Origin of the sequence: Shewanella sp. 4t3-1-2LB (assembly GCF_017368415.1) — a bacterium.
Lineage (GTDB): Bacteria > Pseudomonadota > Gammaproteobacteria > Enterobacterales > Shewanellaceae > Shewanella > Shewanella fodinae.
Genome location: NZ_JAFNJD010000014.1, coordinates 15,627 through 37,972, shown reverse-complemented (window position 1 = coordinate 37,972; position 22,346 = coordinate 15,627). Strand labels below are relative to the sequence as shown.

Here is a 22,346-nt window from a genome sequence, read left to right as displayed (position 1 = left end):
AACGCAACATGAAGACCAAAGAGCCAGTCCTTTAGGACTGGCTCTTTTATTATTGCAGAGACAAATCTGTGCATATCAAATAGCGCCGGGCTGCAGGTGTTTCGCAAACGGAAAAGCAGCTTTCAGACGCTGAATTTCTGCTGCATCCGTAATCCGCAATAACCATTGCCCTAATTCCCAGTTTGTCAGTAAATCACTGTCAGCGAGCGGCGTATAAACTCGTGAAGCATCTCGGCGCACCAATTCCAGAAGTTCAGGTGCCTCTACGCCATCCATTGCCACCAGATCCACCCTTTGCAACCAAGGTATTGCCGCAATCGGTAATAACTGAGAGTCCACATCGTGCTGCAGTAATAGCAATTCGCCGTGGCTATCAATTTCAGTAAAACATTGCTGATATCGAGTGCGGGTGAGACCGTCAAAACGCTCACCATTGATTTGCAAAAAGCGCTCCCAGAAACGTCGGCGCTGGTGAGGAGTTGGCAACTGTTGCTGAACATCTGCGCGTTTATCGGCAATAAAGTCCATCAGTGGTGCCAACGATGGCGGTAACAATACTTCTAGTTTGCCACGGATATCCTTAGCAAATACCGGCGCGGCACCATTGGTACTCACCGCTACGATGAGTCGGCCCCGATCCACCAGTGAAGGCGTGATAAAGTCGCAGTTGTCAGGATCATCTACCACATTGACCATCGCCCCTTCTGCTCGGGCCAACTCGGCTAACTGTTGGTTCAACAACCTATCGGCAGTGGCAATGTACACCAGATCAGCTTGTTGCAGATCGGCTGTAGTGACGGTACGACAGGACAGTGTGATACGGCCACTTTCGGCATATTCGGCAACATCCTCACACACGTTGGGTGCAATCACCTGAATGTCGGCCTCAGAACGAGCCAACAGATCCAGCTTGCGACTGGCGACTTCACCGGCACCAACCAGTAACACAGATAGATTCGAAGTATCGACAAATAGCGGGAAATAGCGCATCGGTCCGGATTCCAAAGCTGACGTTAGACGTTATCTGTCAGCATAAAACTGACAGATGTCACCGGATCGCAGTATTCAGGTCAGTTGTGACACTCACTGCGTTCGGCACTGCAATTCCAACACAGTTCGAAACTGGCGTCATTAAATTCGTGACATTGCAAACATTGCCATTGCGGCAGATCGGCATTTAACGTCGCTAACTGTGACTGAGCCTGCTCCTGTTGTGACTCCGGGATCCACAGCTCTACCGTCTGCATATCAACCGGTAACTCGCCAACACCGCCCATCAGCGCTTCACCACGTAACTCCACGGTTATACCACAGGCCTCCAGCATACCTTTCCATGTATGAGCCTGAAGCAAATTTCCGCCAGCAACTAGTATTTTACGTTCTTCCATGTGACTTCCTACCGCTAGACTCTACCCATCAGGTAAAGAAAAATCAGGAATAAATCGGATGGACAAAAATTAAGCTGTTCAAATTTTGTCAAGCGACATGCTACTGCCTGATAAAGCGGCTGTCGAGCGGTACTCAGTAAAAATTTACTTTTCATCAACATTTTGGGTCGAACACAGCAGCCCCGACAGATGTACAATAAAAAGAGCCACCCGATAGAGTGGCTCTTTCCAATTTAGCTATGGGCTTGATTAAGGCATGATAGAGGGCTGATCGGCGCCTTCTTTCTCGACCTGAACCGGCATCATATGTTCGCGGCAAATGCCTAGCTTGATTGCAAGGAAACTCGCCACATAGATAGAGGAATAAGTACCCACGGTAATCCCCATCAGCAATGAAGTTGCAAAACCATGGATCAGCGTACCGCCTTTCAAGAACAACGCAATTACCGTAATAATGGTCGTTCCGGTGGTAATGATGGTACGACTCATGGTCTGAGTGATGGAAGTATTTACCACCTCAGTCGGTGTTGCCTTACGCATTTTCAGGAAGTTTTCACGGATACGGTCAAACACCACAATAGTGTCGTTCAACGAGTAACCGACCACGGTCAACACCCCGGCCAATACTGTTAGGTCAAATTCTAACTGTAGGAATGAGAACAGCCCCAGTGTTACAGTCACGTCGTGCGCCAGTGCTGCCACCGCGCCCACCGACAACCGCCATTCGAAACGAAAAGTGACATAAAGCAGGATACAGATAAGAGCCACCAGCACCGCCAGTGCCCCCTGTTCTGCTAGCTCCTTACCTACCTGAGGGCCAACAAATTCGACACTCTTCTGCACCACTTGCGGATCCTGCGCCTTAGCAGCACCTATCACCAGTTTTACTTGATCATCACTCTTGACGCCTTCCTTAGTCTGCAACCGCACTACGACATCGCGGCTGGAACCAAAGTTCTGCACCACTGCACCAGAAATGATTTCATTATCCAATTTGTCACGCAGTAAATTCAGATCAGCAGGCTGACTAAACGTCAGCTGAATTGACGTACCACCAGTAAAATCCAAGCCCCAGTTAATGCCCTTGGTCGCCAGCGACACCAACGACAGCACCACCAGGATCAATGACATGATACTGATAGGTAATGCATGACGGAGAAAGTTGACTGAGCCTTTAAAAGATAAAATCTGCAACATGTCCACGATCTCCTATATAGACAGCTTTTTCAGGCGCTTACCGCCCCACAGGGCATTCACAATCGCACGAGTACCCACAATCGCGGTAAACATGGAGGTGGCGATACCTATCATCAGCGTCACTGCAAAGCCCTTGATGGCACCAGTGCCTACGGCAAACAGGATCAAGGCTGTAATGAAGGTCGTAATGTTCGCGTCAGCAATCGTCGAAAACGCATTACCATAACCTTCATGAATCGCCTGCTGAATAGAGCGACCTGCGCGTAATTCTTCACGAATACGCTCGTTAATCAGCACGTTACCGTCTACCGCCATACCGACTGTCAACACCATACCGGCGATACCTGGCAACGTTAGCACAGCACCAGGGATCATCGACATCACGCCCACCACCATCACCAGGTTAGCAGTCAACGCTAGGTTGGCTATCACCCCAAATGCGCGGTAGTAAACCATCATGAACAACAGCACCACCACCATGCCCCAAATCATCGCCTGTAGACCATTCTGAATGTTCTCGGCGCCTAGGCTTGGACCAATTGTACGTTCTTCTACGATGGACACTGGCGCAATCAAGGCGCCAGCGCGCAGCAGCAACGCCAGATTCTGTGCTTCACCATGTGTCAGTCCGGTAATCACAAAGTTGCGTCCCAGGCGCGCCTGAATGGTGGCGACTGAAATCACTTCCTCGACTTTGTTCATTTTCACTGAGCCATCAGGATTACGCTCACCGCTATCCTTATACTCAATGAACAGTGTCGCCATCGGCTTCCCGATGTTGTCTTTGGTCACATCAGAGAAAATGCTGCCGCCTTTGGCATCCAGATTGATGCTCACTTGAGGCCGACTGTACTGGTCAAATGAAGGTTGAGCACCGGTGATATGATCACCTGTCAGCATCACATCTTTGTACAGGACAACTTCCCCACCTTCACGACGTTTGTAAACTTCAGAACCCGCAGGAATACGCCCGGCTTTAGCGGCCGCCAAATCAGTTTTTTGATCCACCATGTGGAATTCAATAGAAGCGGTTGCTCCGAGAATTTCCTTAGCACGTGCGGTATCTTGCACCCCTGGCAATTCAACAATGATGCGCTCAGCGCCCTGACGCTGAACCACAGGTTCAGCCACCCCTAACTCGTTAACACGGTTACGGATAGTGGTGATGTTCTGGGTCAGTGCATCTTCTTTGATCTGTCGCAGGTAATGTTCACTCATCGTCGCTAACAGCACAAAGTTGTCACCGTCAGTGGTATCAGTAAACACCATTTCATTGTTGGAATGGGTTTTCAGGTATTGTTCCGCTTTTGCCAATGTTTCGGCATCACGGAAACGTACTTCAATACCCTTCGGAGTCGCTTTGGCTCCGGCGTAACGAATACTCTGTTCGCGCAGTTGGCTACGGAAATCCGCCACTTTAGCGTCTTCCATCTTGCGAATGGCTTCGCTCATATCCACTTCCATCAGGAAGTGCACACCGCCACGCAGGTCGAGACCGAGTTTCATTGGATTAGCGCCAAGTTTCTCCAGCCACGCTGGCGTTGCAGGGGCTAAGTTAAGGGCTACCGAAAAGTTTTCACCCAGCGTAGAAGCTATCGCTTCCTTCGCCAACAGTTGATCTTCAGCACTGTTGACCCGCACCAGTAACTGGCCGTTTTCCAGTTCTGAGCGCTTGATCTTAATACCTTTACTGAGCAACAGTTGTTCGACTTGAGTTTCAGTGGCAGGCGTCACGGCAGTACCGCGCGTTCCCACCACCTGCACCGCATGATCCTCACCAAAGAGGTTAGGCACAGCATAGAAAGCCCCCACGGCGATAATCACAATCACCAGCAGGTTCTTCCACATAGGATACTTATTTAACACGCCTCAGCTCCCTTGGCTTACAGCGACTGCATAGAGCCTTTAGGCAATACCGCCGCAATATAGTCTTTTTTAATGGTGATTTGAGTGTCGTCATTAAGACTAATGAGCACGTAATCATTGTCATCGGCAATCTTGGCAATCTTGCCAACTAAACCACCACTGGTCAGCACTTCATCGCCTTTGCCCAGAGAGGCCATCAGATTTTTGTGCTCTTTCACACGCTTTGACTGCGGACGGAAAATCATGAAATAGAAGATCAGTGCAAAAATCGCCAGCATAAACACCAGTTCCATGGTGCCGCCAGACTGAGGTGCGCCACCGGCTGCACTCGCGTAAGCATTTGAAATAAACATAGTTCTCTCTTCTTATTAACAGTGGATTCAATCAATTGCTTCAGGGACTTCGCGCCCCTGACGGCTATAGAATTCCCTTACAAAGGCGTCTAATGTACCTGTCTCGATAGCGCCACGCAAACCTTCCATCAATCTTTGGTAATAACGCAGATTGTGAATGGTATTGAGGCGGGCACCGAGCATCTCATTGCAACGGTCAAGATGGTGCAAATAAGCCCGTGAGTAATGCTTGCATGTATAACAATCGCACTCAGGATCCAATGGTGATGTGTCATCCCTGTGACGCGCATTACGAATTTTTATCACGCCATCGCTCGTAAACAGATGTCCATTGCGTGCGTTACGGGTGGGCATCACACAATCAAACATATCGACACCGCGGCGCACACCTTCCACCAAATCTTCCGGTTTGCCCACCCCCATCAAATAACGGGGTTTATCAGCTGGGATTTGTGGACAAATGTGTTCCAGAATGCGGTGCATATCGGCTTTAGGCTCACCGACTGCCAGACCGCCAATGGCATAGCCATCAAAGCCGATGTCCACCAGCCCTTTTAAACTCTCATCACGCAAAGTTTCGTAGATACTGCCTTGAATAATCCCAAACAGTGAGTTGGGGTTTTGTAAGCGATCAAATTCTTCGCGGGAACGCTTAGCCCAACGCAACGACATCTCCATCGACTTACGTGCTTCATCGGGTGTCGCCGGATAGGGCGTGCACTCATCAAATATCATGACGATATCAGACCCAAGCGCATGCTGAATTTGCATCGACTTTTCAGGGTCAAGGAAGATTTTTTCGCCATTGATGGGTGAGCGAAAATGCACGCCCTCTTCGGTAATTTTGCGAATATCGCCAAGACTAAATACCTGAAAGCCGCCGGAGTCGGTCAGGATCGGTCGTGGCCAGTTCATAAAGTCGTGCAAATCGCCATGCTTACGCATGATCGCTTCGCCAGGACGCAGCCACAAATGGAAGGTATTTCCCAGCAGAATATCGGCACCGGTTGCGCGGACTTCTTCAGGGGTCATCCCCTTGACCGTCCCGTAGGTGCCCACCGGCATAAACGCTGGCGTTTCTACAGTGCCACGTTCAAAAATCAAACGTCCACGGCGCGCTCGGCCGTCAGTGGTATCCAGTTCAAATTTCATTTATTACCTCGTCAGAGAAACAGTCCGACTTTGCTATGGCCAGTGGCCCCTTAAATAAAGAAGGCAAGCGGTAACGCGATGCGTCCCCTTGCCCATTACCTGTTACAGTTAGCTTGGCAGTATACCGTAAGCCCAATGCTTAGTTTACTTTTTTGGTCACAAACATGGCATCACCGTAACTGAAGAAACGATATTTCTGTGCCACAGCATGTTGGTATGCCGGCATCACATGCTCAAAGCCCGCAAAAGCACTGACCAGCATAATCAGGGTGGATTCCGGTAAATGGAAATTGGTCACCATAGCGTCAACCACTTTGAACTCAAAACCGGGATAGATAAAAATGTCAGTATCACCACAAAATGGCTGAATGTCGCCGCCATTGAACTTAGCGGCGCTCTCTAGTGAACGGACAGAAGTCGTTCCCACCGCAATCACCCGTTTACCGGCCGCTTTAGTGGCTCTGATGGCCGCTACGACATCGGCAGGAACATTGGCCCACTCTGAGTGCATATGGTGTTTCTGCACATCATCAACGCGCACTGGTTGGAAAGTGCCCGCGCCTACATGCAGTGTCACAAACGCTTGCTTGATGCCTTTAGCTGCCAATTTTTGCAGTAATGCTTGATCAAAGTGCAACCCGGCGGTAGGCGCAGCCACCGCACCAGGCGTTTTACTATAAACCGTCTGGTAGCGTTCTTTATCTGCATCTTCGTCTGGTCGGTCAATATAAGGGGGTAAGGGCATGTGTCCAACCGCTTCCAGCATCGACAATATGGTGTCATCCCCCTGCAATTCCAGCTCAAATAAGGCATCATGGCGAGCCAGCATTTTCAACAAATAGCCGCCATCCAGCTCGATTTCAGAACCCGGCTTAGGAGACTTGGAACTGCGCACGTGCGCCAACATGCGTTTATCATCCAGCATGCGTTCCAACAGAATTTCCAGTTTGCCGCCGCTGGCTTTATGGCCGTATACCCGCGCAGGCACTACACGGGTATTGTTGAATACCATTAAATCGCCTTCTTCAACTAAATCAAGGATATCAGTAAAATGAAGGTCATTGAGTGCACCATTATTGCCGTCCAGATGCAATAATCTGGATGCACTGCGTTCTGGCATAGGGAACTTAGCAATCAACTCTTCAGGAAGATCGAAAGCGAAATCTGCAACTCGCATTGGGAAGCCTCTGCATAGCGAAAAACGGCCGCTAGTCTAGGGGCTGGTCGGGACAAGATCAAGAATCCTTGGATTCCGACTCTGGCATCTCCTCTTGCTTATGTTCATCCATCATTGGCTGATTGGACAAAATTTGTTCAAACGGGATATCAACTTGCACCCGTTTACGTTGAGGTTGAGGGGTTTTACCGATAAATTTGCCGATCCAGTTCCACATCATCCTTGATCCTTAAAACCAACAGTCCTGACAAATAAGCGCGCACCATACCAGATACGCACACCAGCATCTGTGATGCTTTTCATACTCTGGTGCGACATAATAGTCCGATGATGAAAACCCGCAAGTACAAATTATGAACTTTTTGGCCCATCTGCACTTGGCAGATATTAGCGGAACCTCTCTAGCTGGTAATCTAGCGGGAGACTTTGCCAAAGGCAGCATTGCCGATCACCCGCAACACCTGCAACAAGGGATTTGGTTGCACCGCCAGATTGACCGTATCACCGATGAACACGAACTGACACGCGATCTGCGCCGACAATTTCCCAAAACACTACAGCGCGTGGCACCAGTGCTGATGGATCTGGCATTTGATCATATGCTGGCACGCTATTGGGAGGAATATCATCATCAAACCTTAGCCAGCTTTTGCGCTCATGCGTATCAACAGCTGGAACTGACAGCCCAATTACCTGAACGGCTGCAACGCCTAGTGCCGATGATGAAACAGGACAACTGGTTGTATTCCTATGCGGAACGTTCAGGGCTGGAAGCCGCCTTACAAGGTGTCAGCCGCCGAGTATCACAACCGCAGCTGTTTCAAGGTGCCGCCAAGGTCCTCAAGCAGTTGGATACTGAAGTCGAAATTGCGTTTCGTACCCTGTATCCACAACTGATGGCTTATAGCCGGATGCTGGCTCGCAAAACGCCAGAACAATACCTGTCCTGAACTGTGTAGTTTTTGGTAGAATGCCCACCCGTTCAAGGAGGCTTTATGCAAAAGTTCCACTACCAGCCACCCACATTGCCTTGGCTGGATATCCGTTATCGTGATCGTGACATTATTGTCATCAATAAACCTGTTGGCTTACTTTCCAATCCGGGAATGGCCGCAGAGACCCATGATTGCGCCCTCACCCGCCTGCAACAGTTATATCCAGAAACATTGCTGGTACACCGTCTCGATTGTGCAACCTCGGGGATCATGGTATTTGCGCGCAGTAAAAAAGCCGAATCCAATCTGAAAACCCAGTTTCAGGAACATCGCAACGATAAACTCTATATCGCCGAAATCAGTGGCATTTTGGAAAACGATGAGGGAACGGTAGATTTGCCGTTGGCAGCAGACAAACAACATCCACCACTGCAACAAGTCAACGAAGAGGGCCGTAAAGCGATAACTCATTATCGAGTGTTGGAACGTCGAGCCCACTCGACTTTGGTGACCTTACAGCCAGAGACTGGACGAACACACCAGCTCAGAGTCCATATGTTAGCCTTAGGTCATCCCATTCTTGGGGATGATTTTTATGGTGATGAACAGGTACAAAAAGCTCGGCCACGCCTGTGCTTGCATGCCGCCAGTTTGATATTCAATCACCCTTGGTCTGGCAAAGAGATGCACTTTGTCAGCATGGCCGGTTTCTAAATCGGCCTTAAGCGTTAAGCACTGAGCTTTTCAGCCTGGTAGCGACTGCCATTATCGCTGCAAAATACCAGCGAATCGCTTCCCTGTAGCAACAAATAGTCACCAAAGAGATTGCCTTCGGTCTCTTCCAGACGCAGGCCTTCTGCAGTCTCCGTTGCTGTCATTTCATCGAGGCTGTGACAACCATCACTAAACCAGGTTGCCATAAACCATTTACCGTTATCGCGAAACAGTTGTATTTCATCATTAAGATGCTGCCGCTGATCGCGCCAACACCCAATAAACTGGTGCTCACCGTGATGGACTTGTTGTAATCTACGGCGTTTTTCCAAAGCGGAAAGGCCGGAAAGTTTACTCAGTCCTTGCAGTTGCAAAGGTACTTTATTCTGGAGATCCAGCAGTAAACCCATAATACTTTTGCCCCCAAATGCAAAAAGTAATTAAAACGTAAAAACAAGATCAAACTATTTACAAACCAAGTAGTTAGTAAAAAATCTCTGATGCGTGCGCAGTGTAACCTATTGCACCAGCAAAAGTGTGATAAAAATCACACTCAGTTGTTTATTTCAGCAGTTGGTGAAGTGGCTCACAGCTTCCTGAAACATAAAATAAAGGCAGCCAGATGGCTGCCTTGGAAAGAGAGATTATGCACTGTTAGCGACGCTGTGGTTCCCGTTCAGCCCCCATGCACGCCGCCGCAGTAAATACCACATCGGTGGAGGAATTCAACGCAGTCTCCGCCGAATCCTGGACCACGCCAATAATCATCCCCACGGCAACTACCTGCATCGCAGTACTGTTATCAATCCCAAATAAACTGCATGCTAGGGGTATCAATAATAACGACCCTCCCGCCACCCCAGAGGCACCACAGGCCGAAACTGATGCGATAATACTCAACAGTATCGCTGTCGGCATATCTACCGGAATACCCAAGGTATTCACCGCCGCTAACGTCAGTACTGTAATGGTGATCGCCGCACCGCCCATATTGACCGTAGCGCCTAATGGGATTGACACTGAATAGGTGTCCTCATGCAGTTGCAACTTCTCACAAAGTGCCATATTTACCGGAATATTGGCGGCGCTGGAACGGGTGAAAAATGCAGTGACACCACTTTCGCGCAAACAGGTGAGCACCAAGGGGTACGGATTGCGACGGATTTTGTAATACACCAACAGCGGGTTGATCACCAAGGCAATAAACAGCATGGCACCCAACAGTACCGCTAACAGATGTGCATAACCGGCAAGCACACCAAAGCCAGTTTCGGCAACCGCAACGGCCACCAATCCAAAGACCCCGAACGGTGCCAAACGGATAACAAAACGCACCATCTGCGAGATGCTATGGGCGATGTCCCAGAACACCTGCTTACTGGCATCAGTGCCGTGGCGCAGTGCCAGACCGAGTCCGATAGCCCAGACCAAGATACCGATATAATTACCTGTCATCAGCGCGTTGACCGGATTATCGATCAAGCGAAACAGCAGCGTATGCAACACCTCTCCGATATCCTGTGGCGGTGTCAGTTGCTGCTGCGACAGTTGTAATTCCAGTGTGGAGGGAAACATAAAGCTGGCAGCAACGGCGGTCAGTGCCGCCGCGAAGGTTCCCACCAAATAGAGGATCACCACCGGGCGCATATTCGTTTGGGTATTTTTTTTCTGATTAGCAAGTGACGCCGCAACCAACACAAACACCAGGATCGGCGCGATGGCTTTCAACGCCCCAACAAACAAGTCACCAAGGAAAGCGATACTTTGAGCCCACTGAGGCGCCATAACAGCAAGCACAATGCCCGCCACAATACCGATAAAAATTTGCAATACCAAGCTACCCTGCAGTAGCCGTTTAAGAACAGAGGAGGAAGGGTTCATTATTTAACCTGTCGTTATTATTCATGATGGCCGATGCCATTGCAGCTACGTTTTTAACGGAGATGTCTCGGCTTGTCCAGCCATCACACGGCAAAAACGCCAATTCAGAGCAAATAACGATAAGTTAGCTTTCTGTCAGTAATTTAGCCCCACGTAACATGGCCTCCACCAACTCACGGGCATCAAATTTGGTCAGCGCTTCGTTTGCCCCCACCTGATGTGCCTGACTGACACTGATCTCGCTCGAAAGAGAAGTGTGTAAAATAATGTAGGCATGGCGCAACTGCGGATTATCGCGCACTTCAAATGCCAGCTCATAGCCGTCGAGTCCCGGCATTTCGATGTCACTCACCAGAATATCCACCGGTCGTTTATCTGCCGCCCCCTGTTCCATAATGGTCAAGGCTTCTTTACCGTTGGAGGTGACATCATAGGGGATATTGAGATTGTCCAGTGCATCGCACAGTTGCTTACGCGCCACCTTAGAATCATCTACCAATAAAATACGTAACGGCCGTAACTGTTCACGCTGAATGTCTGTCACCCCGGCGAGATTCTGTGATGCCAGCGGGAAGATTTTTGACAATAGCAATTCCAGATCCAGCAGTTGGATCAACTGGTTGTCATAGCGGGTGACGCCTGTGAGAAACGCGTTTTTCCCAAGATTAGATGGCGGTGATTCAATATCTCGCCAATTACACTCAACTATTTTCTCAATGCCACGCACCAAGAAACCTATCACCATTCGCTGGCAGTCGGTGATAATGATAAACGATGACGCCATTTCCTCTTTGCTGATCGGGGCATATCCCACGGCCGCCGCCATATCCACCACAGGGATCGTATGCCCACGGATAGCCGCGGCCCCCACCACGCACGCATGGGCATTAGGAAGCTGACTCAGCGGTTGGAATGGAACTAGCTCACGAATTTTCAAGGTTCCCATGGCAAATAACTGACGCTGAGACAAGCGGAATAGCAGCAGCCCCTGCGACTGGTTGGCCTTGCTTTTCATGTGTTCTCCGGAAATGAAAGACGGTGATTATTGCGTTTTAGCATAACACAGCCCCTAAAAACAGGCGCTCTAGCAGTAGGATCTCGTGCACAAGTTTGATTTTTTATCCTTGAAGACGATAAAGCACATCAAAAACAAATTGGTCCCAACCGTCATCAGCAAAAGCAGCATCGTAGATGGAGCGAACTTGCGCCACAGCGTGCACAGGTGCCGCTCCGTCACTCGCCAACAATTCTGCCATCATTACGCCCAGCAAACCAGCATCTGCCGCCGTCAGTAACAGCTTATGTCCGAGTTGCAATTGCTGCGCGGCAAAACTGAGGGCTTGCGGTAATAACTGTGCCAACTGTTGCAGTAATGCTTCGTCCGGCGTTAAGTGAATGGGTAATGGCAGTTGCAATGCCGCCACGCTGGCAGACACGGCGGTCGAAGAAGGCTGTAATTGCAGTAGTGCCAACAATTGATGCTCATGCATCAGCGCGGGTAACGCTACCTGCGGCGTCATCATTAACGATGCGACATTGTCATTTAACCAGATTAGTTCCACGTTTTTACCACAGAGCCACTGAAATATCGGCAACGACAATACCGCAATGTTTATTCGTAATCGGTGATATTCAGCAAAAATTTACGCTTCAGCGGCCTCCAATGCCAGTAATTGCTGTTTCATTGTCAGACCCCAGGCATAACCGGTCAAAGCCCCGTTTTTTCCTATTACGCGATGACAGGGAATAATAATTGCGATGTGATTAGCGCCGTTAGCACTGCCAACCGCCCGTGCGGCCTTAGGCTGCTGTATGCGTTGTGCCAACTCGCCATAACTGCAAGCCTCACCATAAGGGATCTGCAATAACTGAGACCAGACCCGTTGTTGAAACTGAGTGCCCGCGGGTGCCAGCGGTACGTTGAAGTCACGTCGTTTCCCCGCAAAATACTGTTGCAGTTGTTCAGCGGCTTGCTGTAAAAGCTGATGCGCCTGCCGCATCTGCGCTGATTCAGCCGTAACGGTGAGCGCCTTTTTCGCGGCAACGGGTCTAAGGTCAGTTAATCCCATACCACTTGCGGCTAACCACAATGGGCCACAGGGCGAGTCAATGGTCAGTTCCGCCAGCGGTGGTGATGGTGCCATAGTCAGTATCAGGTTATTCATGCTTCAATATTACTCCTACGGTTGTCGTTACAGGTGTCGTCTGCGACCGCTTGCTGCCAAAGATTTAACGTCAGATAGCTACCCCAAGGTGCTGCCATTGTGGCAATCTGCTGCAGAGCAACTTCAATCTTTACTGCTGGGTCCGGTAACAGTTGCAGTAACTGTTTTCTGACAACCAAATCACCACTTAGCAATATGTCAGGAGCAGAAAGACCACGCATAGCCGCATAGGCAACCGTCCACGGTCCGATACCTTTTAGTGTTAGCCAATCCGCTAATGGTCGCTCATCGGGCGACATAGGTGTGTCGGCAGTTTGCAGGTAACGAGCGAGCCGCAGCAAGGTCTGCTGGCGACTTTGTGGCATCGGCAATGTGGCACAAAGTTCATCGGTCAAGGCGGTAGGCTCCGGGAAAAATACACAATGCCGCCCATTTATCAGTAAGTTCTCTCCCGTTTGTTGCAGTAGTTGTCTCAGCAACTTGGTGGCTTGTTTCACGCTGACCTGCTGCCCCAATATTGCCCTAATACCCGCTTCAGCAACTGAGCCGCAACCTGGCAACCGCAATCCCGGTTGCAGTTGCAACTCTGGTAACCGATGCTGCAATGCTGACAATCTGCCGTGGATCACCGCAGGTTCAGCATCTAGATCCAGTATCTGCCTCAGACACTGCAACCACATCGGCAGCAAGGCCAAACTGTCTTCAGCAACCAGCGCCACTTCTACTCGGAATCTGTGCTGCTTGGGCTCATCCACCGCAAAAAACCAACCGCGAAGTTGTTGTTGCAACTGTCTCACTCTCAGTGTGCGACCATATCCTTGTTGGCCTTGATGTTCAAACCACTCCATGTCTGCAACTGAACGCCATTGCAAAAAGTGCCGCAGTTGCTGCCAGGCATAGGGAGGCCGGTAGCTTAGAAAAAGCGTGATGTGGGTTTGAGACGTTTCCGTTGATGAGCAATGCCGGATGGCTGTTGGTGGTAGTTGCAATCGCTGCTGAAAGACTTCATTGAAACGCCGTATGCTGTTAAACCCGCAAGCTAGCGCTATCTGCGTCACTGGCATGCTTGTCTCGTGCAACAGCTGTTTGGCAAACAGTAACCGACAATAAATAGCGTACTGCAGCGGTGAAGTGCCTAATGCGTCATTGAATAATTTACGCAACCAGCGGCTACTGATCCCCAATCGCTGAGCCAACTGCTCAACGGCCTGCGATGTATCACCATTGAGTGCGCCCTGCTCTATCAAACGCATGGCGCGTTCCAACGTCGTGCGCGTTCCACGCCAGGCGCTGGAACCAGGCGCACTCTCGGGACGACAACGTAAGCAAGGTCTTAAACCGGCCGCAGCCGCAGCGGCTGCGCTAGCAAAATACTGCACATTGCGTTCGCTAGCACTGACTGCCGGACACACTGGGCGGCAATAGATACCGGTGCTGTGTACCCCCACAAAAAAACGCCCATCAAAACGAGGATCACGGCTGAGGCGCGCCTGGCGGCAAATTGCAGGAGATAAGCAAGAAATACTCATAAGTTCGGCCAGAAGTCAGCAGTTATGTGCCAGATTACCCAACCGCGGCAAAGGTGACTAGCGGAAAACGGAACTCAATTGATGAGATTATTCATGACAAGGTGGCCGCCATCAGCTCATGCCGGTCTACCCATAAATAGGGTATGCTATGACCACTGACATTAATGAAGAAAACACTATGATCCAAAAGCTGTTTAGTATTTTTGAGGGCTGGACTAATCCGCTGCCAGATATCGATCCGCCGCAGCCGCCTAAAGGACTACTGGCGTTTTGTCGCCACTATACTCGCGGCTTTGAAAAACCGCTTATCATCATGTCGTTACTAACAGCATCACTGGCAGTGCTGGAAGTCTCACTGTTTGGCTTTATGGGACAACTGGTTGACTGGCTGGTGAGTAAAGATCCCAACACGTTACTGCAACAAGAAGGCAGCAAACTGCTCGGTATGACACTGATGGTGCTGGTACTGATCCCACTGTTAACGCTAGCCCATGCATTGATTGTGTACCAGAGCCTACTGGGTAATTATCCAATGTCGGTGCGTTGGTTAGCCCACAAATATTTACTTAAACAAAGTGTTGCCTTCTACCAAAACGATTTTGCCGGACGCATAGCAACCAAAGTGATGCAAACATCTCTGGCTATTCGCGAGACCGTAATGAAGCTGCTGGATGTGCTGGTGTATATCCTAGTGTATTTTACCTCAATGGTGGTGATGATGGCTCGCGCCGATTGGCGGCTAATGTTGCCGATGATGGTGTGGCTGCTATGTTATGTTTGTCTGCAGTGGTATTTTGTCCCACGACTGAAACGTGTTGCCAGCGAACAAGCCGATGCCCGCTCGACCATGACAGGTCGCATCGTCGACAGCTATACCAATATCGCCACAGTGAAGTTATTTGCGCATACCCATCAGGAAGCAGACTACGCCCGCAAAAGTATGAGCGGATTTCTCGACACTGTGTACCGCCAGATGCGCCTAGTCACCGGCATCAATGTCAGCGTGCAAGTGCTCAATTACCTGCTGGCATTTACCGTTGCCGCGTTATCGATTTGGTTGTGGATGGGTAGCGCCATCACCGTAGGGGCGATTGCCATTGCCGTCAGTCTGGCGTTGCGACTTAACGGGATGTCGCAGTGGATCATGTGGGAAGTCAGTGCGCTGTTTGAAAATATTGGTACCGTGACGGATGGCATGCACACACTGTCGCAGCCCACGAAAATAACTGATGCACCAGCCGCAACCCCCTTACTTGTCGCCAAAGGTGCTATCGACTTCAATCACGTCAATTTCCATTATGGTGAACAATGTGGGGTGCTGAACAATCTGGATTTGCATATCAGACCCGGCGAAAAGATCGGTCTGGTGGGCCGTTCTGGCGCGGGTAAATCCACAATGGTCAACCTGTTGATGCGATTCTATGATGTTGAAGATGGAAGCATCTGTATTGATGGACAGAATATTCGCGATGTCACCCAGGACTCATTACGCTCCAATATCGGTATGGTGACGCAGGATACCTCTTTGCTGCACCGCTCGATTCGGGAAAACATCCTCTATGGCCGCCCGGATGCTACCGAAGACGAGTTACTGCAAGCGATTGAAAAATCGCAGGCTCGGGAATTCATTACCACCCTCACTGATCCCAAGGGAAACTGCGGTCTTGATGCTCAGGTAGGGGAACGCGGCGTGAAACTATCCGGAGGTCAGCGCCAGCGTATCGCTATCGCTCGGGTATTGCTAAAAGACGCCCCTATCTTGATCTTAGATGAAGCCACTTCCGCACTGGACTCAGAAGTCGAAGCCGCCATTCAGGAAAGTCTCTATCAACTGATGGAAGGCAAGACGGTGATTGCCATTGCGCATCGGCTATCCACCATTGCGGCGATGGATCGGTTGATAGTATTGGATCAAGGGCGTGTAGTTGAACAGGGAACCCACCACCAACTGCTGCAACACAACGGCATTTATGCGCACTTGTGGGCCCATCAGACCGGTGGTTTCCTCGGGGTCGATTAGATTCAACCATACGACAGCTTGCAGACACATCATGACCTATGTTGGCGCAATAGCGCCTTATCCAAATAGCTAAAGTGAGCGCCCCAACAACCGCAGCGCCTGGGGCGCCCTCGCCGGAGAAGATAATCTCACGATAACAGCTAATATCGTTCGCCGACTCACAGAATTCATACCCTATGACACAGCATCAGTTGTCTGAAACGTACCGCACATAGCATATCAATTGTCCGGTCAAACACTGACTAACGGATGTGTACCAAGAGTTGCCAAAAATCTGCACAAACACCGTTGAAATTTTGCGCCTTTGCTACACTTTTCCCATCACAATTCCGCAAAAAAAAAAAGTCAACATGAATTGGCGTAAAATGAAAATTGCTTGGCGTGCTGGTGTAAGCTTCGGTTTGATTGCAATCATTATGATATTGATGGCTGTTTTTTCTGTGCAACAGATGAATCTGCTCAATAACGCGTCAACTGAAATCAACAAAAACTGGTTACCGAGTGTACGACAAAACTCGGCGTTGCTATACCTCACCCAAAAATTACGCGTCGCGGAATTTACCCACGTACAGCAGTCCAGAGAAGAAGATATGCGTGCGACCGAGCAGCAATTTGTCGCGATCATGCAAGATATCGAAAAGTCTGAAAAACAATATCAACAGCTGATCGATCCCAATTCTGATGAAGAAAAGCGACTATTTGAGCGTTATTCCCAGGCAAAACAACATTATCTAGCACAACATGATGAATTTTTAGTCATCTCAAAGCAAAACCTGACGCAGCAGGCCTTTTCCAAATTAATGGATATGGAGCCTACCGCCAAAGAACTTGAACAAGCGTTGCAGGCGATGATCGAATTCAACAATAAAGGCGCGGCTAACGCCAGTGACGCTGGCGATATGCGTTACGAGTTTGCCATGACCGCCATAGGCATTGTGCTGTTGCTCAGTTTTGCCGTCATGGGCGTGATCAGTGTGATATTTACTCGCAGCATTGTGCGACCACTGGCCGAAGCTGTCGCCGGTGCAGAAGCGGTAGCCGAAGGTAATCTTAATCATGTCATCAACGATGAAGGTTCTGATGAACCCGCCGCAGTGATGCGTGCCATGCAAAATATGCAGCAGCAATTGCGAGATACCATTAGCCAAATATCTAACGCATCGACAGCACTTTCCAATGCGGCTTTGTTGTTGAATCAACAAACCGATGCTAACCGACAAGAACTTAATATCCAAAATGGTGAAATTCAATCCGCCGCGACCGCAGTAACAGAAATGACCAGCGCGGTAGAAGAGGTTGCACTTAATGCGCAGTCCACCTCTGACGCGACAGAGAAAGCAGAATCGTCTGTGCAAGATGGTTTCGCCCAGGTTGCACAAACCACCGAACAGATAGTCGCAGTAGGTAAAGAGATCACCCGTTCAAATCAACTTTCCAGTGCTTTAGCACATAGGGTTGATGACATCAGTAAGGTGCTGGATGTTATTCGCGCGATTGCGGAGCAAACTAACTTGCTGGCCTTAAATGCCGCCATTGAGGCGGCACGGGCTGGCGATCAAGGCCGTGGATTTGCCGTAGTGGCTGATGAGGTGCGCACACTGGCGCTACGAACACAAAATTCCACCGAAGAGATTGAATCGAGCATCAGGTTAGTGCAGCAAGAATCTCGCCAAGCTGCAGACGCCATGCAAAAGAGCCATCAGCAAGCTCAGGCAATGGAGGAGAACGCTCGAGCGACACGAGGGAGTATTGAGATAATCGCCTCGCAGATTAAAGATATTAGTCAACGCACACTATTAATCGCTAGCGCCGCAGAAGAACAGGTAGCGGTCGCCAGAGAAGTAGACCAAAATCTCAATAATATTCAAAGTGCTTCGTCCACGATTACCGATGGGGCCAATAAAACGGCAACCGCCAGTAATGAATTACAGCAATTGGCGCAACGACTGAAAGATTTAGTCTGCCGTTTTCAGTTCTAGCTAATATCCCACTGAGGGGACGTGATGTGACGAGGATCAGTTAGCTGAAATCAACATACGCTAACTGCCATGCAGTTAGCGAGAGGATGCCACAAATAACGGTGAGGCAGAACTTCTCCCGAGTCTCGCGTTAGCGCTTAAGACCGACGAAACGATATTCAGAAAATTGCAGGCACAAAAAAACCGCCATTAGGCGGCTTTAATTAAGTGGTGGAGCTATGCGGGATCGAACCGCAGACCTCTTGCATGCCATGCAAGCGCTCTCCCAGCTGAGCTATAGCCCCAAATTCATATTCCCGATGGAAGTGAATTTGGCATCCCCTAGGGGATTCGAACCCCTGTTACCGCCGTGAAAGGGCGGTGTCCTAGGCCTCTAGACGAAGGGGACCTTGGAAAGTGTTTCTCTCCGCTACCGGAGCAGTTCATGCAACTGGCACAAACTGAATACTTGGTGGAGCTATGCGGGATCGAACCGCAGACCTCTTGCATGCCATGCAAGCGCTCTCCCAGCTGAGCTATAGCCCCGAAATTCGTATTCCGAATATCGGAATTGGCATCCCCTAGGGGATTCGAACCCCTGTTACCGCCGTGAAAGGGCGGTGTCCTAGGCCTCTAGACGAAGGGGACCCTGGCTGAAACTTTACTCTATTTCCTGAGGCGGTTAAACCTGCTGACTTTTTTATTCCATCGATATAAGGCTGTATCAATGAAATTGGCATCCCCTAGGGGATTCGAACCCCTGTTACCGCCGTGAAAGGGCGGTGTCCTAGGCCTCTAGACGAAGGGGACCCTGGACTGAAACTTTACTCTGTTTCTTGAGGCGGTATAAAACCTGCTGACTCTTTTATTCCATCGATATAAGGCTGTATCAATGAAATTGGCATCCCCTAGGGGATTCGAACCCCTGTTACCGCCGTGAAAGGGCGGTGTCCTAGGCCTCTAGACGAAGGGGACCCTGGACCAAGAAATTGGTGGAGCTATGCGGGATCGAACCGCAGACCTCTTGCATGCCATGCAAGCGCTCTCCCAGCTGAGCTATAACCCCGAATCTCTTGAACATTTGAGCATGCTACGACGAACTGTCACCCATGTCTCAAGTGCGAGGCGCATTCTATGCAGCACACCCAAATGTGTCAACGCATTTTTTAGGAATTTAATCTGGCTGCTACAAATTCAACCGCTTTGGAGATTCTTTGCTCGCAGCGCGCTTTTCCGATAAGAAACAGCGTAATATCTAATGATGGAGACTGACCAACACCAGTGACAGCCACTCGCAGTGGCATGCCCACTTTGCCCATACCAACATCCAGTTCCGCAGCCGTTTCTTCAATCGCCTGATGCACCGCTTCCTGGGTCCATTCCGGTAATGCTGCCAGCTTTTGTTGCACCAGTTTTAACGGCTCTAACGCTACACCACGCAAATGCTTTTTAGCGGCGGTTTCTTCAAACTCCGCAAAATCTTCATAGAAGTAGCGGCTATGTTCAGCCATCTCTTTTAATGTCTTGCTGCGTTCCGCCAATGCAGTCACTACCGCTGACAACGTTGGACCGTTGCTGGTATCAATCTGCTGATCCTGCATATGCCATTGCAGATAACCCGCCACATATTCAGGGTCTAAAGACTTGATGTAATGCTGGTTCAGCCACTGCAGTTTTTCGGTGTTAAAGGCAGATGCCGCCTTGTTGATGTCGTCCAATTTGAAATACTGCACCATCTCATCGAGAGAGAAAATTTCCTGGTCACCATGAGACCAACCCAAACGTACCAGATAGTTCAGCAGTGCTTCAGGCAGATAGCCATCGTCACGATACTGCATCACACTAACCGCGCCATGACGTTTTGATAACTTGGCACCGTCATCACCGAGGATCATCGACACATGGGCATATTCAGGAATGGGGGCTCCCAACGCTTTTAGAATATTGATCTGTTTCGGGGTGTTGTTGATATGGTCTTCACCACGGATAACGCAAGTGATCCCCATATCCCAGTCGTCCACCACCACACAGAAGTTATACGTCGGTGTACCATCGCTGCGAGCGATGATCAGGTCATCTAATTCTTCGTTGGCGATTTCAATGCGGCCACGAACGTGGTCATCAAACACTACGCTGCCGTCTTGGGGCATTTTAAAGCGGATGACGTAAGGCTCATCGGTGTCGCGGGGCGCAGCATCACGACAGCAGCCATCATATTTCTGGCGTTCACCTTTAGCGGCCTGCCCTTCTCGCAACGCCTCAAGACGTTCTTTTGAGCAGTAACACTTATAGGCTTTACCCTCTTCCAGCAGTTTTGCAATCACTTCATTGTAACGGTCAAAACGCTTGGTCTGGTAATAAGGGCCTTCGTCCCAATTCAGGCCAAGCCATTCCATACCTTCAAGAATGGCATCCACTGCTGCCTGAGTTGAACGCTCCAGATCCGTATCCTCAATACGCAGTACAAACTCACCTTTATTGGCCCGGGCGTGAAGCCAGGAATAAAGAGCTGTACGGGCACCGCCCACATGTAAATAGCCGGTTGGGCTAGGAGCAAAACGCGTCTTGATGGTCATAATCGAACACAAACCTTATTGAGTAAGGAGCCTGTTCACAGGCGAGTGAAAAAAGAGCGTCTATTCTAACAGCCCTAGACATTAGGGGGAAAGAGTAAAGCATCACCTTGCATAATCGCCGCCGTTGATGTCTTCGCTGGCACCAATAGGCGGAAATCCACCCATCTTCACTTTAAATGTGAGCCATTTCTCACACACCTAACATTTACGCGTGATCCATATCAAACAATCTACACTTGAATAACCAATAGGTTACGTAAAAGTAAACAAATTGGCGCACAACTTGCCTTTAGTCAGGGCAACCATTGGGAAATAAAGCTGTTTTCCCGGGTCCAGATACGTATTTATGGGGCTCGTATCTGCAAAAACTTATAATTCAGAAGGATTAAAACGATGACTATAAAAAGTACCAAGCACCTCAATAATTGGTCTCAGCCATTAAAGACACTGGCCAAGCTGGCGTTATTAGGCAGCGTTATGACCGCCAGCTTCCTAGCGGTGGCTGAGCCAGTAGAAATCAAGTTTTCCCACGTAGTTGCAGAAAATACACCTAAAGGCCAGGCAGCACTCAAATTCAAAGAATTGGTGGAGCAGCGGTTGCCGGGTGAATACAAAGTCAGTGTTTTCCCTAACTCACAGCTCTTCGGCGATAACAACGAACTGGCAGCGTTGCTGCTCAATGATGTGCAGTTTGTGGCACCGTCGTTATCCAAATTTGAACGTTATACCAAAAAACTGCAGTTGTTCGATCTGCCCTTCCTGTTTAAAGATATGGATGCGGTAGAACGTTTCCAGCAAAGTGATGAAGGCCAGAAATTACTGAGTTCCATGAAACGCAAAGGCATTGTGGGCATTGGTTACCTGCATAACGGCATGAAGCAGTTTTCTGCGAACGAACCGCTGTTATTACCGAAAGATGCTTCCGGTAAGAAATTCCGTGTAATGGCGTCCGATGTACTGGCGGCGCAATTTGAAACCCTCAATGCGATGGCGGTGAAAAAACCGTTCTCTGAAGTGTTTACGCTGTTACAAACCCGAGCCATCGATGGTCAAGAAAACACTTGGTCCAATATCTATTCGAAGAAGTTCTATGAAGTGCAATCCTATATCACCGAGAGTAACCACGGGGTACTGGATTATATGGTCGTCACTTCCGATACCTTCTGGAAAAGCTTGCCAGCAGACAAACGCAAAGTGATCAAAGAGTGTCTGGATGAAGCTATTGCTTACGGTAACAAAATGGCGGCCGACAAAAATGCGGAAGATCGCCAAGCGATTATCGACTCAAAAGAATCCAAAGTGGTTGAGTTGACACCTGCGCAACGTCAGGCATGGGTCGATGCGATGAAACCTGTGTGGAAAAAATTCGAAGATCAGATCGGTAAAGAAACGATTGCAGCCGCTGAATCAGCCAACCAGTAAAGTTGTCCGGGGG

At 49.5% G+C, this 22,346-nt stretch carries 20 protein-coding genes and 7 tRNA genes; 5 read left to right on the top strand and 22 right to left on the bottom strand.

Features of this window, described 5'->3' with window-relative positions:
- Positions 1-75: 75 nt before the first annotated feature.
- The 8 genes from J3L11_RS07235 to J3L11_RS07200 form a co-directional block, all read right to left on the bottom strand.
- Entirely contained in the window at positions 76-990 is a 915-nt protein-coding gene (locus J3L11_RS07235) for a siroheme synthase (protein WP_207570608.1), read from the bottom strand.
- 80 nt (positions 991-1,070) lie between these two features.
- Positions 1,071-1,388, bottom strand: coding sequence for a DUF2007 domain-containing protein (locus J3L11_RS07230; protein WP_133038666.1), 318 nt, complete (start codon positions 1,386-1,388; stop codon positions 1,071-1,073).
- 249 nt (positions 1,389-1,637) lie between these two features.
- Positions 1,638-2,585: a protein translocase subunit SecF gene (gene secF, locus J3L11_RS07225; RefSeq protein ID WP_133038665.1), complete on the bottom strand. Its 948-nt coding sequence runs from the start codon at positions 2,583-2,585 to the stop codon at positions 1,638-1,640.
- Between the two features lie 12 nt (positions 2,586-2,597).
- Positions 2,598-4,451 carry a protein translocase subunit SecD gene (secD, locus tag J3L11_RS07220; protein WP_207570607.1) on the bottom strand — a complete coding sequence of 618 codons (1,854 nt, stop codon included), beginning with the start codon at positions 4,449-4,451 and terminating at the stop codon, positions 2,598-2,600.
- Positions 4,452-4,468: 17 nt separating this feature from the next.
- Entirely contained in the window at positions 4,469-4,804 is a 336-nt protein-coding gene (gene yajC / locus J3L11_RS07215; protein WP_133038663.1) for a preprotein translocase subunit YajC, read from the bottom strand.
- Positions 4,805-4,831: 27 nt separating this feature from the next.
- Positions 4,832-5,956 carry a tRNA guanosine(34) transglycosylase Tgt gene (tgt, locus tag J3L11_RS07210; RefSeq protein ID WP_133038662.1) on the bottom strand — a complete coding sequence of 375 codons (1,125 nt, stop codon included), beginning with the start codon at positions 5,954-5,956 and terminating at the stop codon, positions 4,832-4,834.
- A gap of 139 nt (positions 5,957-6,095) precedes the next feature.
- Positions 6,096-7,133, bottom strand: coding sequence for a tRNA preQ1(34) S-adenosylmethionine ribosyltransferase-isomerase QueA (gene queA / locus J3L11_RS07205; RefSeq protein WP_207570606.1), 1,038 nt, complete (start codon positions 7,131-7,133; stop codon positions 6,096-6,098).
- A gap of 58 nt (positions 7,134-7,191) precedes the next feature.
- Positions 7,192-7,353, bottom strand: a complete 162-nt coding sequence (locus tag J3L11_RS07200; protein ID WP_207570605.1) for a hypothetical protein — start codon at positions 7,351-7,353, stop codon at positions 7,192-7,194.
- A 133-nt stretch (positions 7,354-7,486) separates the two neighbouring features.
- Here J3L11_RS07200 and J3L11_RS07195 point away from each other — a divergent pair, with 133 nt between their 5' ends.
- Together J3L11_RS07195 and J3L11_RS07190 are read left to right on the top strand one after the other, a co-directional pair.
- Positions 7,487-8,083: an ACP phosphodiesterase gene (locus J3L11_RS07195; protein ID WP_189617426.1), complete on the top strand. Its 597-nt coding sequence runs from the start codon at positions 7,487-7,489 to the stop codon at positions 8,081-8,083.
- Positions 8,084-8,128: 45 nt separating this feature from the next.
- Positions 8,129-8,782: an RluA family pseudouridine synthase gene (locus J3L11_RS07190; RefSeq protein ID WP_207570604.1), complete on the top strand. Its 654-nt coding sequence runs from the start codon at positions 8,129-8,131 to the stop codon at positions 8,780-8,782.
- Between the two features lie 14 nt (positions 8,783-8,796).
- On the opposite strand, the gene J3L11_RS07185 is transcribed toward J3L11_RS07190, so the two are convergent.
- The 6 genes from J3L11_RS07185 to J3L11_RS07160 all read right to left on the bottom strand — a co-directional run bounded on the left by J3L11_RS07185 (position 8,797) and on the right by J3L11_RS07160 (position 14,357).
- Positions 8,797-9,192: a hypothetical protein gene (locus tag J3L11_RS07185; RefSeq protein ID WP_189617428.1), complete on the bottom strand. Its 396-nt coding sequence runs from the start codon at positions 9,190-9,192 to the stop codon at positions 8,797-8,799.
- Between the two features lie 244 nt (positions 9,193-9,436).
- The gene (gene sstT / locus J3L11_RS07180) at positions 9,437-10,663 is read right to left on the bottom strand and encodes a serine/threonine transporter SstT (RefSeq protein WP_207570603.1); all 1,227 of its coding nucleotides are present in this window, start codon (positions 10,661-10,663) and stop codon (positions 9,437-9,439) included.
- Positions 10,664-10,787: 124 nt separating this feature from the next.
- On the bottom strand, positions 10,788-11,678 hold the full coding sequence (locus tag J3L11_RS07175; RefSeq protein WP_207570602.1) for a chemotaxis protein CheV: 891 nt from the start codon (positions 11,676-11,678) through the stop codon (positions 10,788-10,790).
- Positions 11,679-11,781: 103 nt separating this feature from the next.
- Positions 11,782-12,225 (bottom strand): hypothetical protein, encoded by a 444-nt coding sequence (locus J3L11_RS07170; protein WP_207570601.1) that lies wholly within the window; start codon positions 12,223-12,225, stop codon positions 11,782-11,784.
- Positions 12,226-12,306: 81 nt separating this feature from the next.
- Positions 12,307-12,828 (bottom strand): methylated-DNA--[protein]-cysteine S-methyltransferase, encoded by a 522-nt coding sequence (locus J3L11_RS07165; protein ID WP_207570600.1) that lies wholly within the window; start codon positions 12,826-12,828, stop codon positions 12,307-12,309.
- Positions 12,825-14,357 carry an AlkA N-terminal domain-containing protein gene (locus tag J3L11_RS07160; RefSeq protein WP_207570599.1) on the bottom strand — a complete coding sequence of 511 codons (1,533 nt, stop codon included), beginning with the start codon at positions 14,355-14,357 and terminating at the stop codon, positions 12,825-12,827. The genes J3L11_RS07165 and J3L11_RS07160 overlap by 4 nt, the downstream gene beginning before the upstream one ends.
- 178 nt (positions 14,358-14,535) lie before the next feature.
- Here J3L11_RS07160 and J3L11_RS07155 point away from each other — a divergent pair, with 178 nt between their 5' ends.
- Both J3L11_RS07155 and J3L11_RS07150 read left to right on the top strand, forming a co-directional pair.
- On the top strand, positions 14,536-16,377 hold the full coding sequence (locus tag J3L11_RS07155; RefSeq protein WP_278250721.1) for an ABC transporter ATP-binding protein: 1,842 nt from the start codon (positions 14,536-14,538) through the stop codon (positions 16,375-16,377).
- 350 nt (positions 16,378-16,727) lie between these two features.
- Positions 16,728-18,356: a methyl-accepting chemotaxis protein gene (locus J3L11_RS07150; protein WP_207570598.1), complete on the top strand. Its 1,629-nt coding sequence runs from the start codon at positions 16,728-16,730 to the stop codon at positions 18,354-18,356.
- A 208-nt stretch (positions 18,357-18,564) separates the two neighbouring features.
- Here J3L11_RS07150 and J3L11_RS07145 read toward each other — a convergent pair.
- The 8 genes from J3L11_RS07145 to gltX form a co-directional block, all read right to left on the bottom strand.
- Positions 18,565-18,640: transfer RNA gene (locus tag J3L11_RS07145), tRNA-Ala, on the bottom strand.
- Between the two features lie 28 nt (positions 18,641-18,668).
- A tRNA-Glu gene (locus J3L11_RS07140) sits at positions 18,669-18,744 on the bottom strand.
- A gap of 61 nt (positions 18,745-18,805) precedes the next feature.
- A tRNA-Ala gene (locus J3L11_RS07135) sits at positions 18,806-18,881 on the bottom strand.
- A gap of 26 nt (positions 18,882-18,907) precedes the next feature.
- A tRNA-Glu gene (locus J3L11_RS07130) sits at positions 18,908-18,983 on the bottom strand.
- Between the two features lie 86 nt (positions 18,984-19,069).
- Positions 19,070-19,145, bottom strand: a tRNA-Glu gene (locus J3L11_RS07125).
- Positions 19,146-19,234: 89 nt separating this feature from the next.
- Positions 19,235-19,310, bottom strand: a tRNA-Glu gene (locus tag J3L11_RS07120).
- Between the two features lie 15 nt (positions 19,311-19,325).
- Positions 19,326-19,401: transfer RNA gene (locus tag J3L11_RS07115), tRNA-Ala, on the bottom strand.
- Between the two features lie 100 nt (positions 19,402-19,501).
- On the bottom strand, positions 19,502-20,911 hold the full coding sequence (gene gltX, locus J3L11_RS07110) for a glutamate--tRNA ligase (protein ID WP_207570597.1): 1,410 nt from the start codon (positions 20,909-20,911) through the stop codon (positions 19,502-19,504).
- A 393-nt stretch (positions 20,912-21,304) separates the two neighbouring features.
- On the opposite strand from gltX, the gene J3L11_RS07105 reads away from it, so the two are divergent.
- A complete protein-coding gene (locus J3L11_RS07105; protein ID WP_207570596.1) occupies positions 21,305-22,333 on the top strand; it encodes a TRAP transporter substrate-binding protein in 1,029 nt (342 codons plus the stop codon).
- The last annotated feature ends 13 nt before the right edge of the window (positions 22,334-22,346 follow it).